13 protein-coding genes are annotated in these 16,143 nt (G+C 59.9%); 10 read left to right on the top strand and 3 right to left on the bottom strand.

Translation table 11 applies throughout. The features are described from left to right. The 7 genes from nhaA (at position 1) to INF32_RS07860 (ending at position 6,219) form a co-directional block, all read left to right on the top strand. Positions 1-1,374: a Na+/H+ antiporter NhaA gene (gene nhaA / locus INF32_RS07890; RefSeq protein WP_226387798.1), complete on the top strand. Its 1,374-nt coding sequence runs from the start codon at positions 1-3 to the stop codon at positions 1,372-1,374. Positions 1,375-1,468: 94 nt separating this feature from the next. Continuing rightward, positions 1,469-2,161, top strand: a complete 693-nt coding sequence (locus tag INF32_RS07885; RefSeq protein WP_226387797.1) for an FKBP-type peptidyl-prolyl cis-trans isomerase — start codon at positions 1,469-1,471, stop codon at positions 2,159-2,161. A gap of 119 nt (positions 2,162-2,280) precedes the next feature. After that, entirely contained in the window at positions 2,281-2,718 is a 438-nt protein-coding gene (locus INF32_RS07880) for a peptidylprolyl isomerase (RefSeq protein WP_226387796.1), read from the top strand. A 29-nt stretch (positions 2,719-2,747) separates the two neighbouring features. Beyond that, positions 2,748-3,164 carry a DUF3127 domain-containing protein gene (locus INF32_RS07875; RefSeq protein WP_226387795.1) on the top strand — a complete coding sequence of 139 codons (417 nt, stop codon included), beginning with the start codon at positions 2,748-2,750 and terminating at the stop codon, positions 3,162-3,164. 22 nt (positions 3,165-3,186) lie between these two features. Further along, positions 3,187-4,050: an alpha/beta hydrolase gene (locus INF32_RS07870; protein WP_226387794.1), complete on the top strand. Its 864-nt coding sequence runs from the start codon at positions 3,187-3,189 to the stop codon at positions 4,048-4,050. A gap of 93 nt (positions 4,051-4,143) precedes the next feature. Beyond that, positions 4,144-5,037, top strand: coding sequence for a LysR substrate-binding domain-containing protein (locus tag INF32_RS07865; protein ID WP_226387793.1), 894 nt, complete (start codon positions 4,144-4,146; stop codon positions 5,035-5,037). A gap of 147 nt (positions 5,038-5,184) precedes the next feature. Continuing rightward, positions 5,185-6,219, top strand: coding sequence for a YeiH family protein (locus tag INF32_RS07860; protein WP_226387792.1), 1,035 nt, complete (start codon positions 5,185-5,187; stop codon positions 6,217-6,219). Between the two features lie 164 nt (positions 6,220-6,383). Here INF32_RS07860 and hcp read toward each other — a convergent pair whose 3' ends face one another. Continuing rightward, positions 6,384-8,063: a hydroxylamine reductase gene (hcp, locus tag INF32_RS07855; protein ID WP_226388128.1), complete on the bottom strand. Its 1,680-nt coding sequence runs from the start codon at positions 8,061-8,063 to the stop codon at positions 6,384-6,386. A 103-nt stretch (positions 8,064-8,166) separates the two neighbouring features. Continuing rightward, complete coding sequence (locus tag INF32_RS07850; RefSeq protein WP_226387791.1) at positions 8,167-9,369, bottom strand: hypothetical protein; 1,203 nt, start codon at positions 9,367-9,369, stop codon at positions 8,167-8,169. Between the two features lie 122 nt (positions 9,370-9,491). Between INF32_RS07850 and INF32_RS07845 the strand changes: the two genes are divergently transcribed. The 3 genes from INF32_RS07845 (at position 9,492) to INF32_RS07835 (ending at position 15,394) form a co-directional block, all read left to right on the top strand. Then, entirely contained in the window at positions 9,492-12,473 is a 2,982-nt protein-coding gene (locus INF32_RS07845; RefSeq protein ID WP_226387790.1) for a PEP/pyruvate-binding domain-containing protein, read from the top strand. 207 nt (positions 12,474-12,680) lie between these two features. Continuing rightward, positions 12,681-14,018 carry an NADP-specific glutamate dehydrogenase gene (gene gdhA / locus INF32_RS07840; RefSeq protein ID WP_226387789.1) on the top strand — a complete coding sequence of 446 codons (1,338 nt, stop codon included), beginning with the start codon at positions 12,681-12,683 and terminating at the stop codon, positions 14,016-14,018. Positions 14,019-14,347: 329 nt separating this feature from the next. After that, a complete protein-coding gene (locus tag INF32_RS07835; RefSeq protein WP_226387788.1) occupies positions 14,348-15,394 on the top strand; it encodes an energy transducer TonB in 1,047 nt (348 codons plus the stop codon). 168 nt (positions 15,395-15,562) lie between these two features. Here the strand turns inward: INF32_RS07835 and INF32_RS07830 are convergent, their stop codons facing one another. Continuing rightward, entirely contained in the window at positions 15,563-16,036 is a 474-nt protein-coding gene (locus INF32_RS07830; RefSeq protein WP_226387787.1) for a methylglyoxal synthase, read from the bottom strand. Positions 16,037-16,143 lie beyond the last annotated feature (107 nt).

The raw sequence follows: 16,143 nt of genomic DNA, 5'->3' as shown, positions 1-16,143 counted from the left end.
ATGGCAAGAGAGGTGAGTTTCCGCCGCAGGCGCGCTTTTTATCTGTGGAACAGACGCAGGGACTATTTCATGAGCAGTCTCTGGGCCGGCGGCGTGGTGTTGGTGATCTTTGCCGCGGTGGCGCTGGTGCTGGCCAATCTCGATGCCACGAGGGAGGCCTACCACCACGTGCTGTCGTCGAGGCTGACCGTGGGGTTCGACGGCTTCGCCCTTTCGCACACGGTGGAGGAGTGGATCAACGACGGACTGATGGCGGTCTTCTTCTTCGTGGTGGGACTGGAGATCAAACGGGAGATCATCGCCGGGCAGCTGGCCAGCGTGCGGCAGGCTGCCCTGCCCGTGGCCGCGGCGGTGGGAGGCATGGTCGTTCCGGCGCTGATCTATGCCGTGATCAACCGGGGAACGCCCTATGTCGCCGGATGGGGTGTCCCGATGGCGACGGACATCGCCTTCGCCATCGGCGTGCTGTCGCTGCTGGGCAGCCGGGTGCCCGTCTCGATGAAGATATTCCTGACGGCGCTGGCGATCGTGGACGACCTGGGGGCTATTCTGGTGATCGCCCTTTTTTACACGGCGGAGATCAATTTCGCCGCGCTGGCTGCGGCCGCCTGCGTATTCCTGCTGCTGGTGCTGCTCAACCGTTTCCGGGTCTACCGGATGCGCTATTATATGATTCCCAGCCTGTTGCTATGGGTGCTTTTCCTTCATTCGGGCATCCATGCCACGATCGCGGGGGTGCTGATCGCCATGACGCTTCCGTCCGATCCCCGCTACGGCCGGAAATATTTCCTCTACAAGTCGCGCTTCCTGCTGGAGAATTTCCGGCATAACGACCGCGAAGGGGTGGAGGTGCTCTCCAACCACCGGCAGTTCCACGACCTGTATGCCCTGCGCCGCATCGCGGGTGAGGCGATCAGCCCCATGCAGCGGCTCGAACATGCGTTGACGCCCGTGGTCAATTTCCTCATCATGCCCGTGTTCGCGCTGGCCAATGCGGGCGTGTCGCTCGAATCGTTCTCCGACCTGCAGATTTTCGGGACGACGATGGGGGCGGGTATTTTCTGGGGGCTGGTGGCCGGCAAGCCGCTGGGGATCGTGCTGGCCAGCTGGATCGCCATCCGGACCGGGGTGGCCGTGATGCCGAAGGAGTCGGGCTGGCGGGTGCTCTGGGGCGTGGCCTGTCTGGGAGGCATCGGGTTCACGATGTCGATTTTCATCGACAACCTGGCTTTCGGTGGGACGCCGTTCGTGGCTCCGGGCAAGATCGCCGTGCTGGCGGCTTCGCTTTGCGCCGCGCTGCTGGGAGCGGTCGTGATAGGCCTGCTGGCGAAAAAGGACCGGCCCGGCGGCAAAACGGGCCCGGTCGCAAAATAAATGGCGGAAAATGGAGCGAAATTCGTCATAAATGATTATGTTTGCACCTATTATGCGGGGAAAACCGATTATTAATTAAAATAAACCATTCCAAATGAAAAAGATCTTTATTCTTCTGGGGGCAACGGCTGTGATTTTCAGCGCTTGCAACTCGGGTTCCGGTTCGCTGAAATCGGAGCAGGATTCGCTGGCCTATGCGATCGGCGTGGACCTGGGTTCCTACATCAAGAACGTGGACAGCACGCTGAACATCGACGTGGTGTCGGCCGCCATCAAGGACGTGCTGAAAAATAAGTCCAAACTGGACCAGGAGGCTTCCTACGCGTTCCTGCGCGAGTATTTCACCGTGCGTAAGCCCGCCAAGGCCAAGAAGGAGTCCGAAGAGTTCCTGGCCAAGGTAGAGAAGGAGAACAAGAACATCCAGAAGACCGAGAGCGGTCTGCTTTATGAGATCATCACCCCGGGAAGCGACGTGAAGGCTACCGGCGACAGCGATACCGTGCGCGTGATGTACAAGGGCGAGTTGAAGGACGGCAAGGTGTTCGACTCTTCCTACGACCGCGGCGACACGGCCGAGTTCGCGCTGAACCGCGTGATCAAGGGATGGGGCGAGGGTCTGAAGCTCGTCGGCAAGGGCGGTAAGATCAAACTGTGGATTCCCGCCGACCTGGCCTATGGCGAACAGGCACCCCAGAGCATCGGCCCGAACCAGGCGCTGGTGTTCGAAGTGGAGCTCTTCGACGTGATGCCCGGTCCTGCAGAGGAGAAAAAGGCCGACAAGAAGTAGTCGGAGCCCTGAACCGGAAAAACGGACGGCGATCTTTCGGGGTCGCCGTCTTTTTTGTGCGTTTTTTTGTTACCTTTGTGTATTGTAACCGATTGTATGAATTTTTTTGAATCCGAACTATGAAATATGCGTTGATAAGCACCGAGAAGGGTGACATGAAGGCCGAGCTCTACGAGAAGGAGACGCCCGGCACCGTGGCCAATTTCGTGAAACTGGCCGAAAGCGGTTTTTACGACGGACTGACTTTCCACCGGGTCATTCCGGATTTCGTGATCCAGGGCGGTTGCCCGCTGGGTACCGGTGCCGGCGGTCCCGGCTATACGATCAAGTGCGAGACGTCGGCTCCCCGCCAGTACCACGACCGGGGCGTGCTGTCGATGGCCCACCGGGGCAAGGACACGGGCGGGTCGCAGTTCTTCATCTGCCACAACCGTCAGAATACGGCCCATCTGGACGGCGTGCACACGGCGTTCGGCAAGGTGGTGGAGGGGCTCGACGTGATCGACGCGATCCGCCAAGGCGATCTGATCCTGAGTATCAAAATCGTGGAAGAGTAGTAACGAAAACGGAAAAAAGAACGGAAGATATGGAACTGGATGTCGTTGTTTTCAAAGTGCTGGAGCCCGTCCGCGGCGTGAGCGCCAAAGGAGAGTGGGTGCGTCAGGAGGTCGTTTTCGACCAACCCAACGATTTCAACCGCAAGGTCTGCATCACCTTCTGGGGCGACCGGGCTCAGGAGGTGGCTTCGATGAAACCGGGCGATGCCTACACGCTCTCGGTGAACGTGGAGTCGCGCGAGTTCAACAACAAGTGGTACACTTCGCTGCAGGCATGGAAGGTGATGCGCAAAGGCGCCGAGCCGGCCGCCCCGGCGGGTTCGCCCGCTCCGTGGGCTGCGGCGGATGCGCCTGCCGCCGCTCCCGTGCGTGACCTGCCACCGCTGGAGAGCGCCTCCGACGGAGGAACCTACAAGGAGGACACGGTGGACGACCTGCCTTTCTGACGGAGAACGGAACGGGATCGGTATGAAAAATCTGTTGCTGACCGGAATGGCATGGTTGGGTATGCTGGCGCTCCATGCGCAGCAGCCGTTGGAGTTGCCGCTCTATCCCGACGGCCCGGCCGAAAGTGCCGGATTCGAAAGCGGAGAATACTGGGTGGACAGCGGACGGGTGGCGGACGTGCAGACCCCGATGCTGTATGTCTACCTGCCCGAAAGGGCGGCGGCGACCGGCCGGGCCGTGGTGATCTGCCCGGGCGGCGGCTATGCGCGGCTGGCCATCGAGAAGGAGGGACACGCCGTGGCCCGCTGGATGACCGGGCAGGGGATCGCTGCGGTGGTGCTGAAGTACCGCATGCCCAACGGTCATTACGATATTCCGCTCAAGGATGCTCAGACGGCGCTGGAGACGGTGAGACGCCGGGCTGCGGAGTGGAACGTCGAGCCGGAGAAGGTGGGGATCATGGGTTTTTCGGCCGGGGGGCACCTGGCCTCGACGGCCGCCACCCATTTTACCTCGGAGGCGAACCGGCCCGCTTTCGCCGTGCTGGTCTATCCCGTGATCACGATGGGCGGTGCAACTCACGGCGGGTCGCGGGAGCGTTTGATCGGGAAAGATGCTGGAGCCGATCTGGTGGAGCTTTTTTCGAACGAAAAACAGGTGACGGCGGAGACCCCGACCTCTTTCATCGCCCTGAGCGACGACGACCGGGGAGTGCCTCCCGCCAACGGCGTGCGGTATTATCTGGCGCTCCGGGAACACGGCGTACCGGGCGAACTGCATGTCTATCCCACGGGGGGACATGGCTGGGGAGGTTTCGACACTCGGTTCAGGTACGAGAAAGAGTTCCAGACCTCGCTGGCCCGCTGGCTGAAGGATCTGGAGTAGGCCGGTTTCTCTCCGGACGGAGTAATCGTTTGCCGCCGCGGGCCCGGGTTGTCCGAGGCGGTTTTTTCATATGGTCTTTTATTTGATTCGGCTATGGACGACTTTCGGTTGCGGGTGTTCGTGGAGGTGGCCCGCCGGTTGAATTTCACGAAGGCGGCACAGGAGCTTTTTATCTCCCAGCCTGCGGTGACCAAACATATCCAGGAGCTGGAAAGCCTATTCCGGGTGCAGCTGTTCGAACGGTCGGGGGGCCGGATCGCCCTGACCGGGGCGGGACGGCTTCTGCTCGCCCGTGCCGAGACGATCCTGGAGGGATACCGCCGGCTGAAACTGGAGATGAACCTGCTGACGGACAGTTTCGACGGGGAGCTGAGGCTCGGGGCGAGCACTACGATCGCCCAGTACCTGCTGCCGGAAGTGATGGCCCGTTACATCGCGCGGTATCCCGACGTGAAACTCTCCCTGATGACCGGCAATTCCCGGCAGGTGGAGGAGGCGTTGTCCGACCGGAGGATCGACCTGGGTCTGGTGGAGGGATGCAGTCACCAGCCGGGATTGAAGTACACGCGGTTCGCCGACGACGAACTGGTGCTTGTAACCGGTGCGCGCAATGCGGCGGCCCGGGAGGAGATTTCGTTGGAAGAGCTGCTTTCGCTGCCGCTGGTGTTGCGCGAGACGGGGTCCGGAACGCTCGAGGTGATCGAACAGGCCCTGGCTGCGCATCACGTCCGGTTATCGCAACTGCGGATTCTGTTGCAGATGGGAACGACCGAGGGCATCAAGTCCTTCCTGGCCGGAAGCGATGCCTATGCCATCGTGTCGGTGGTGGCCGTGGCCCGGGAACTGGCCGAGGGACGCCTGAGGGTCGTGGAGGTGAACGGGCTGGAACTGAAACGGGAATTCGCTTTCGTCCATCCCCAGGGGGGAGGTCACGAACTGGCGGAGCACTTCATGCGGTTCGCCTCGCTGGTGCCCCTGTACGGCTGACCGTCGGCGGCGCTGGAGATCGAAGCCTTTCGGCAGGAGGAAAATCCGATAACCTGCGGTTATGCCGGATAACGAAACGGAAGCGGGAAATCTGGGGCGGCATATGTATCTTTGCCCGTGAAAAAAACGGACAAAATCGAATCAGCCATGCTCAGCGAAAAGAAAGGCAACACCCTCCACGGTATTCTGCTCATCGCCCTTTTCTCCTTTTCCGCGTTTTATATCGCCGAATTTCCCTTCGTGCAGCGCCTGTCGTTCAGTCCGCTGATCGTCGGGATCATCCTCGGTATGCTCTACGCCAACAGCCTGCGAAACCGGCTGCCCCAGACCTGGGGTCCGGGCATCCTCTTCTGCACGAAACAGGTGTTGCGTCTGGGAATCGTGCTGTACGGGTTCCGGCTGACGTTCCAGAGCGTCGTGGCCGTAGGGCTGCCCGCGATCCTGATCGACGTGATCGTCGTGGGGGCGACGATCGGACTGGGTATTCTCCTGGGGCGCCTGCTGAAGATGGACCGCGACCTCTCCCTGCTGACCGCTACCGGGAGCGCCATCTGCGGGGCGGCGGCCGTGCTGGGGGCCGAACCCGTCGTGAAGAGCGAACCCCACAAGACGGCGGTGGCCGTTTCGACAGTGGTGATTTTCGGAACGCTCTCCATGTTTCTTTATCCGATCCTGTACCGGACGGGCATGCTGGATCTCACCCCCTCCCAGATGGGCATCTATACCGGGTCCACGCTTCACGAGGTCGCCCATGTGGTGGGGGCGGGCAATGCGATGGGAACCGAAATCTCCGACCCGGCCGTGATCGTCAAGATGATCCGGGTGATGCTGCTGGCTCCCGTGCTGGTGGTGATGGGGCTGGTTCTGGCACGTTCGAGCGGCAGACGCGGCGGGGAGAAAGGGGCGAAACCCGGGAAAATCACGATTCCGTGGTTCGCGTTCGGCTTTCTGGCCGTGATCGGGTTCAATTCGTTCGATCTGCTTCCGCACGCCGTGGTGAAGGGAATCAATGAACTGGACACTTTCCTGCTGACGATGGCCATGACGGCGCTGGGAACCGAAACGAGTATCGAAAAGTTCAGGAAGGCGGGGGCGAAACCCTTCCTGTTGGCGGCGCTGCTCTATCTGTGGCTGCTCGGAGGCGGGTACCTGCTGGTGAAATACCTGGCTCCGGCCGTGTGACGGTGCCGGAAGGCGCATCTCCTTTGCGGAACGGCCGCGTTCCGGCGGGGAATGCGGGGAAGTCCGGAGCATATCCGTCTAATCGGTTCACCCCCGGCGGAATCTCTTCCGCCGGGGGTGACGATCGTTTTCCGGGACGGACGGGACCGTTTCGTCCGGACGGTTCAGACGGTCGGGACGTGCCGTGCCTTTTTTGTGCTGCGGTCGTCGTTCACCCACTTTTTCAGGTCGTCTTCGGGGGTGGAGACCGAGTTCAGGCCGAACACCTCGCGCAGTACGCGGCGTACGTTCGTCGAGAAGAAGGCGGGCAGGGTGGGGCCCAGGTGGATATCCTTGATTCCGAGGCTGAGGAGCGCGAGTACGACGATCACGGCCTTCTGTTCGTACCATGCGATGTTGTAGACGATCGGCAGGTCGCTCAGGTGTTCCGCCCCGAGCGCCTCCTTCAGCCGCAGGGCCATGATGGCCAGCGAGTAGCTGTCGTTGCACTGGCCGGCGTCCCAGACGCGGGGCAGGCCGTCGATTTCGCCCAGGTTGAGTTTCAGATAGCGGTATTTGGCACATCCGGCCGTGAGGATCACCGTGTCCTCGGGCAGTTGGAGGGCGAACTCCGTGTAGTATTCGCGCGAGGGCATCCGTCCGTCGCATCCGGCCATGACGACGAATTTTCGGATACGGCCGTCGCGGAGCGCCTCCGCCACCCGGTCCGACAGTTCGGCCAGCTGGTTGTGGGCGAACCCTCCGGTGACGTATCCCTGTTCGATACGGATCGGGGGAGGACACCGTTTCGCGTGTTCGATCAGGGCTGAGAAATCTTTCGGTTTGCCGTCCCGTCCTTCCGGAATGTGGGTGAATCCCGGGAAACCCGCCGGCCCGGTCGTGTAGACGCGCTCTTTGTAACCCGCTTTCGACAGGGGCGGCACCAGACAGTTGGAGGTGAGCAGGACAGGTCCGTTGAAACTCTCGAATTCCCATGTCTGTTTCCACCAGGCATTGCCGTAATTGCCCGCCAGGTGGGAATACCTGCGCAGTTTCGGATAGAAATGGGCCGGGAGCATCTCTCCGTGGGTGTAGATGTCCACGCCCGTCCCTTCGCTCTGCCGCAGCAGCTCCTCCAGGTCGTGCAGGTCGTGGCCCGAGACGAGAATGCCGGGATTCGTCCGCGTACCGATTTCCACCCGGGTCATCGCGGGGTGTCCGTAGGCGGATGTGTTGGCCTTGTCGAGCAGGGCCATGGCCCGCACGCCGCATTCGCCCGTAATGACCACCAGATCGACCAGGTCGGGCGCCTGGACGTCGGTCCGGCACGTTTCGGCCAGAACCGTCTGCATGGCATCGTACACCTCCGGGTCTTCCATCCCCAGCCGCAGGGCGTGGCAGGCATAGGCCGCAGCCCCCTTCATGCCGTAGATCGCCAGTTGTTTCAGCGCCCGGACGTCTTCGTCCGCCTCCCGGAGTATGCCGGCCGAGAGCGCCTCTTCCGCATAGTTTTCCGGTGTGACATGAAGGGTGACCTGGCGGTAGGCGGGCAGGTCGATTCCGTGCTGCCGGGCGGTTCCGGTCAGTCCGTCCTTGAGGGCGAAGGCCCTCTCCAGCAGGGACGTGAGGGCCGCGTCGTCGAAATTGGTGTTGGTGACGGTGGCGAAAAGCGCTTCCGCCACGAAGCGGTCGGCTTCGGAGGAGGAGAGGCCCTGCCGGTGCAGGGCGTGGTTTATGGCGGAGATACCCTGCACGGCGTAGACCAGCAGGTCCATCAGCGCGGCCGTATCGGGGTGTTTGCCGCAGACGCCGCGGATCGTGCAGCCCGTGCCGAAGGCGGTCTCCTGGCATTGGTAACAGAACATGTTTCCCATACTCTTTCGGTTTTTCGGTTCTCCGGGAACAGGTGCAATTCCCGGGCCAACTCCGAAAGGGCGGTCGTCGGCGAAGGATACGGGGGGATTACTATTACTGGGGACGGCGGACGCCCATGCGAGGGCAGCGCCTGAACTCCTTGGTGCGGTCGAACAGATAGCGGTAGGTGGTGTGCATCTTGTGCTTGGTGGCGCAGACGTAGTTTTCCACCATGCGCATCATCACGGGGTTGAAATCGCCGATCCAGGCCAGTTCCAGCGTTTTGTAGTGGACCTCTCCGCGGGCCAGCGCCTGTTCGAAGGCGTGCATCATGCCCGATTCGATCCCTTTGCCGTGGAATTCGGGCACCACACCGAAGATGACGCCGAAGACGCGGTCGGCCTTCCGCGTGCATTTGAGCATGAAGACGAGCCGCAGCTTGTTCCAGAGGTTCAGTTTGCCTCCGAAGCGTCCGATCACGCGGTTCAGGTCGGGCACCATGATGAAGAATCCGATCGGTTCGTCGTTGAAGAAGGCGAAGTAGATGAGCTTCTCGTCGATGATCGGCTTGAGCGACTGCATCAGTCCCTGCGCATGTTCGCGGTCGATCGCCTTGACACCCGTGAACAGGGCCCACGCCTTGTTGTAGATCAGCCGGAAGTCGTCGGCCACCTGCTCCAGGTTCTGCTTGCTGATGTGTTCGAACCGGTATCCGGGAGTCTCCTCGAGCCGCTTGACACGCTCGTAGACCGACTGGTTGAACTCGCCTACCTTCAGGTTGCGCAGGTAGGTGTGCTGGTTGAAATAGTTCTTGAAACCGTAATTCTCGAAAAGAGCCTTGTAATAAGGCGGATTGTAGGGATTGGCGTAGAGGGGCTGCAGTTCGTAGCCTTCGACGAGCAGGCCCCACCACTGGTCGCGGTCTCCGAAGTTGATCGGGCCGTCCATCGCCTCCATGCCGCGGGCGGCGAGCCACTCCCGGGCCGCGTCGAAGAGCAGGTCGGCCAGCTCCTGCGAGTCGATCGCCTCGAAGAATCCGCAGCCGCCCGTGGGCTGTTCGTTGCCGGCGTTGGCCAGCTCCGTGTTGTAGAATGCCGCGATGCGGCCCACCACTTCGCTCTTGCCGTCGCGTGCGATCCAGCGGATCGCCTCCCCGTCGGCGAACAGTTCGTTGCGGGCGGGGTCGAACCGTGATTCGATGTCGTCGTCCAGCGGACAGACCCAGGCGCGGTTGTTACGGTAGAGCCGTTTGGGCAGGTTCAGGAACTCTTTTTTCTGTTGCGGGGTCGAAACCTCTTCGAGCGTATAGGTATTCATGCGGATGATCGGTTTGGAGTGGTACAAAGATAGTAAATTAATGGAAATGCCGTGCGGGAGGGGACCGGCGGGTGAGAAATTTGCGAAAAACCGCTATTTTTGTTCCGATTATCCGGAAAATTATGGAAGAGGTTCGAACAGGGGGCGTGCCTGCGCTGGGCACCACCGACTACCACAATCTGATGCAGCGGCGCATCCGCAAGATCATGCTCATCGGCAGCAGCTACGACGCCTACACGCTGGAGGAGGACGGGCGGATCGAGTCGCAGATCAACCGCGAGTACCTCGACCTGAACCTGAGCAATCCTCCCTCCTTCACGCGGGTCAGTTCGACGGCCGAGGCGCTGGAAGCGTTGGCCCGGGACGGGGGGTTCGATCTGGTCATCAGCATGTTCAACGTGGGGGAAATGGACGTTTTCACTTTCGCCAAGCGCGTCAAGCGCGATTTTCCGCAGATTCCGGTGGTGCTGCTGACCAACTATTCGAAGGACCTCTACCGACGCATCGAGAACGAGGACCGTTCGGGCATCGACTACATGTTCAGTTGGCACGGAAACGCCGACCTGATCATCGCCATCATCAAGATCATCGAGGACCGCATGAATGCCGACAACGACATTCTGGGAGTGGGCGTGCAGTCGATCCTGCTGGTGGAGGATTCGGTGCGCTACTATTCGACCTATCTGCCGGCCGTCTATAAGATCGTGCTCCAGCAGAGCAACGAGTTCCTGAAGGAGGCGCTCAACGAGCAGCAGATGACCCTCCGCAAGCGGGCCCGTCCGAAAATCCTCTTGGCGACGAACTACACCGAGGCGGTGGAGCTTTACGAACGCTACAAGCACAACCTGCTCGGGGTGATTTCGGACGTCGGCTTCGTGATCCACAAGAACGACCGCAGCGAGGACGAGAAACTCGACGCGGGGATCGACCTCTGCCGCCTGATCAAGAAGGATAATCCGAAGATGCCCTTCCTGCTGCAATCTTCGCAGGAGAGCATGCGGAGCGTGGCCAGGGAGCTGGGTGTAGGGTTCATCGTCAAATATTCGAAGACCCTGCTGCTGGAGCTGAGCGACTATATCAGCCATGAGTTCGCATTCGGCGATTTCGTGTTCCGCGATCTGAAGACGGGTGTCGTGATCGGCCAGGCCAAGGACCTCACCCAGATGCAGCAGCTGGTGCAGGAGATTCCCGACGACGTGCTCTGTTACCATGCCGGGCAGAACCATCTCTCGCGGTGGATGTATGCCCGGGGGCTCTTCTCGCTGGCGGCGGCTTTCCGCTCCATTTCCAGCGACAGCTTCCCCTCGACGGCCGAGCTGAGGGCCTGGATCGTGAACCGGATCAGGGACTACCGCATTCTTCAGGGACAGGGCGTGGTGGCGCGCTTCGAGGCCGATTCGTACAGCGACTACATCTGGTTCGCCCGGATCGGCGAGGGGTCGCTGGGCGGCAAGGCTCGCGGGCTGGCCTTCATGAACAGCATGTTGCAGAAGTACAACTTCTACGACAAATATTCCGAGGTGCGGGTGATGCTGCCCCGCACGGTGGTGGTGGCCACCGATTACTTCGACCGTTTCATCCGGGAGAACGGCCTGCAATACGTCATCAACTCTGATATTTCCGACGACGAGATTCTTTCCGAATTCGTCTCCTCACGTCTGCCCGAACGGTTGGTCGCCGAGTTGAGGGCCTATATCCGCTATGCCCGGGGGCCGCTGGCGATCCGCTCCAGCTCCAAACTGGAGGATTCGCACTACCAGCCCTTCGCCGGAATCTACTCCACCTACATGATTCCGCTGACGGACAACACCGACCAGATGCTGCGGCTGTTGGGCAAGGCGATCAAGAGCGTCTACGCTTCGGTCTTCTTCGCCGCGAGCCGCGCCTATATCACCGCTACGGGCAACGTACTGAGTGAGGAGAAGATGGCGGTCATCATCCAGGAGGTGTGCGGAACGGAGGACAACGGCTATTTCTTTCCGACGGCCTCGGGCGTGGCCCGTTCGATCAACTTCTATCCCATCGGGGACGAACGTCCGGAGGACGGCGTGGTCAACATGGCGCTCGGGCTCGGAAAACTGGTGGTGGAGGGGGGGCAGACCCTGCGCTTCTCTCCGAAATATCCGAAGAACGTGCTCCAGCTTTCGACTCCCGAGCTGGCCCTGCGGGACACCCAGCGGGAGATGTACGCCCTGAGCCTGAAACCCGAGGAGTTCAAGACCTCGATCGACGATGCGGTGAACCTCGCCCGGTTCGAGATCAATTCGCCGATGGCCCGTTCGTTCCGCAACATGAAGTACGTCGCCTCGACCTGGGACATGCAGAACCAGTCGATTTCGGACAGCAGTTTTACCGAGGGGCGCAAGATCGTCACCTTCGCGCGGGTGCTCAAGTACGATACCTTTCCGCTGGCTGAGATCGTCGCCGACCTGCTGGAGATGGGGCAGCGGGAGATGCGTTGTCCGGTGGAGCTGGAATTCGCCTTCAACATGGATGTCCCCCACGGCGAGCAGAAAGTGTTCAACTTCTTGCAGATACGTCCCATCGTGGACACCCAGAACACGACGACCCTCGACTGGAGTGAAGTCGACACGGACGATGCGCTGATCTATGCCGAGAGCGCGCTGGGGGCCGGGGCCGTGGAGGGAGTGTCCGACATCGTATATATAAAGGAGTCCGTGTTCGATACGAAGCACACCGAGCGGATGGCCGAGGAGGTGGAGCGGTTCAACCGTTCGTTCCGGGCCTCGCAGACGGGATATGTGCTGGTCGGGCCCGGCCGCTGGGGATCGAGTGATCCGTGGCTGGGCATTCCGGTCAAGTGGCCCCATATTTCCGAGGCGAAGGTGATCGTGGAGTGCGGGCTGGAGAATTTCCGGGTCGAGCCCAGTCAGGGGACCCATTTCTTCCAGAATCTCACTTCGTTCGGGGTGGGCTATCTCACGATCAACCCCTTCATGGGCGACGGCCGTTTCGATATCGCGGCTTTGGATGCCATGGAGGCGGTCGAGGAGGGTGAGTTCGTCCGACACGTGCGGTTCGACAAGCCCCTGTGGATTTTCGTGGACGGCCGGAAGAACCGGGCGGTCGTGAAATACCGGTAACTTAGCGTCTTTTTCATCCGTTTTCCCTGCGCTTTCCGGTGCCGGCAGGATTCGCCGTGTCCTGCCGGCACCGGAAAGTCGTTCAGAATGAGGCTTTCCGGAATCTGTCGGGATAAAAATGCACCGAATGATAAAAAAATAATGAAAAATGTTTACGATTTAAAGTAGAAATCACTACTTTTGATAACAATTTAAAACCGTTTTGCTATGAACGTGAATAATCTGATGGCCGAACTGGAGCGGAAGCATCCCGGCGAAAGCGAGTATTTACAGGCAGTGCGTGAGGTTTTGGTTACCGTGGAGAAGACCTATAACGAGCATCCCGAGTTGGAGGCGAACAAGATCGCCGAACGGATCGTGGAGCCCGACCGTATCTTCACCTTCAAGGTGCCCTGGGTGGACGACAAGGGGCAGATTCAGGTCAACCTGGGTTATCGCGTTCAGTTCAACAATGCAATCGGGCCCTACAAGGGCGGTCTGAGGTTCCATCCCAGCGTGAACCTCAGTATTCTGAAGTTCCTCGGATTCGAACAGATTTTCAAGAATGCGCTTACGACCCTTCCGATGGGCGGGGCCAAGGGCGGTTCGGATTTCAACCCGAAAGGAAAGTCCGACCGGGAAGTGATGCGTTTCTGCCAGGCGTTCATGACCGAACTGTGGCGTTACATCGGTCCGGAGACCGACGTGCCTGCCGGCGACATCGGTGTGGGTGGCCGCGAGATCGGATACCTGTACGGAATGTACCGGAAGCTGGCGCGGGAGAATACGGGCGTGCTGACCGGCAAGGGAATGACCTACGGCGGTTCGCTGGTGCGTCCCGAGGCGACCGGCTTCGGTGCGGTCTATTTCGTGCGGCAGATGCTCGAAACGGCCGGGGACAAACTCGAGGGAAAGGTGATCGCGATCTCCGGTTTCGGCAATGTGGCGTGGGGTGCCGCGCTCAAGGCGACCGAACTGGGCGCCCGCGTGGTGACCATTTCGGGCCCCGACGGTTATATCCACGATCCGGCCGGCCTCGATGCCGAAAAGATAGACTACATGCTGGAGTTGCGTGCGTCGAACAACGACGTGGTGGCTCCCTATGCGGACAAGTTCCCCGGTTCGACGTTCTATCCCGGACGCAAGCCGTGGGAGGTGAAGGTGGATATCGCCATGCCGTGCGCCACGCAGAACGAACTGGACGGCGAGGATGCGAAGAGGCTGGCGGCCAACGGCGTGAAGTATGTGGCCGAAGTCTCGAACATGGGCTGCCGTCCCGAGGCGATCGACCTCTTCATCGAGAAGCGGATCGTCTACGGGCCCGGCAAGGCGGTCAACGCGGGAGGCGTGGCCACGTCCGGGCTGGAGATGAGCCAGAATTCGATGAAGATCAGCTGGAGCCGCGAAGAGGTGGATGCCCGCCTGCACCAGATCATGTCGTCGATCCACCATGCCTGCCTGGAGTTCGGCACGGAGCCCGACGGATACATCAACTACATGAAGGGGGCCAACATCGCAGGATTCATGAAAGTGGCCCGCAGCATGGTCGAGCAGGGCGTGATTTAAGGAAGCACACACACACATTTCATCATTCAATATTTTATAGTAAGTAATTAATTAGTGGAAGGCGGCGCCGGTTTCGAAAGAGACCGGCGTTGTTTTTTTGCTGTTTTCGTATGGGTTTCGGGAAAATTTGTGTAACTTGGATGACCAATACCTAAATTCTGCTGCCTATGAAACCGTATCGTACCTCGAGTTTTCTTGTGTTTTTGCTTTTGCTCACACTCCCTTTGTCGTCCGTCGCCCGCCCGAAAAAGGCGGTACAATGGGTCGAACAGTCTGTCGTTCTCCGCCCGCCCGTATTGACGCAGCCGTTGAAAAATAAGGTCCGCGCAGTGACCTTGGGTGAGTGGCTGAACAAGAAAGTTTCGTTTCCGCAGGATTATTCCGATACCGTTGCCTGTGAAGCACGGGTGGCTTATGCCGTCGACCGTGCGGGAAAACTGACTTGTTCGATTTTGCCGGATAAGGCGCCCGCCGGATTGATTGCACCGTTGCAGCGCCTGCTCGAAGGGTTGCCGCCCAAATTGGTGCCGGCTATCGACGCCGATTCCTATGTGGATTTCGCCGATACGTTACGGGTGGTATGGGACTATCCGCAGTGTTATGTGCCGGGAGAGGGGCGTAATGTTCCCCAACCTTTTTACATGGAGACGCCGGAAGGTCGGGTGAAGATGCTTGCACGACCGGTCTTGAAGACGAAAGAGATTCCTTCGCTGACCTCGTGGCTCGGAAGGCATGTGGTTTTGCCCGGAGGAACGCCCGACGGCTCTACGTGGGTGGCCTATACGGTGACGGACAAAGGTGAGGTAAAGGACGTGGAAGTCGATCCGGCGTTGTCGCAGGAAGCACGGAGCGTCTTACTGCATGCGATGGATTCCCTGCCCCGGCTGAGGCCTGCCCGGACGTGGATGCGCGAGCCCGTGACGTTCCGTGATTCGCTTCCCTTGTCTCTACGGAGAGGAAAATTGTTCCGTTATCGGGAGGATAACGAACCGTTTATCGTCACCGAGCGTATGCCCTCCTATGACGGGGGCGATCTTCAGGTGTTTCGCCGATGGGTCATGGAACGTATCCGTTATCCGGTGGCATCGGCCAGGAAAGGAATACAAGGGAATGTGATAGTGTCGTTTGTTATAGAAAGGGACGGAACATTGGGGACCATACGGGTGTTGTCCACTCCGGATATTGCGTTGTCTGATGAGGTGATACGGGTGCTCAGCCGGTCGGAATGCTGGTCGCCCGGAGTACAGCGGGGCGAGGCGGTTCGTGTAAGATATACGCTGCCCGTCCAGTTCAAAATCAATTATAAATCGGCTTATCCCCGGACGAAGCTGCTTCCTAACGGTCGTCCGGAAAATTCGTGGGGCGGGTCGTTCTGAAAGGAAGGTCCGGGTGCGGGCATACCGCGTCGGGCGGGAGAGAAGAGACTCCTGCGGTTTGCCTGCCGGGATAAAAACAAACCGTCCCTGCTTAACAAGCAGGGACGGTTTGTTGTGGAACGCGTGTGGTTCGACAGGCGATTCCCTTTATGGGTCGGCGGGTTCCGTCTATTTGGTCGCCAGCGTCCGTTCGATATAGCTTTTGTAATCCTTCACTACGGGTTCGTAGTCGCTTCCCAGAAGCGGCGAGGAGATCAGGAAATCGGCCGAGGAGCGGTTGATGGCCGTCGGCACGTTGTACAGGGTGGCTAGCCGCAGGAGAGCCTTGACGTCTACGTCGTGGGGCTGGGCCTGCATCGGGTCCCAGAAAAAGATCAGCATGTCGATCGAGCGTTCGGCGATCAGCGATCCCAACTGCTGGTCGCCGCCCAGCGGACCGCTCTTGAGCAGGGTGATGTCGAAGCGTGCATGCTGGCTGTCGCCCCGGCGGTCCATCAGGGTCTTTGCGACCATCTTGCCCGTGGTCCCGGTGCAGATCAGGTGGTGCTTGAGCAGGATTTCCCAGTTCCAGTCCACCCATTCGGCCAGGTCGAGTTTCATGTTGTCGTGGGCGACCAGGGCTACTTTCAGTTTCTTTTCCATTTGTTTCGTCATTTTGAACGTCCCGTGTGGACGTTCGGTTTTGTCATCCGTTTGATTTCGGCGCAAAGATACGAAATCCGGTGCAAATGAAAAGGGGGTGTTATTAA

It is taken from the genome of Gallalistipes aquisgranensis (assembly GCF_014982715.1).
GTDB classification, from domain to species: Bacteria; Bacteroidota; Bacteroidia; order Bacteroidales; family Rikenellaceae; genus Gallalistipes; species Gallalistipes aquisgranensis.
Note: the sequence above shows the minus strand (reverse complement) of the source record. Positions and strands in the feature narration are given on the sequence as shown.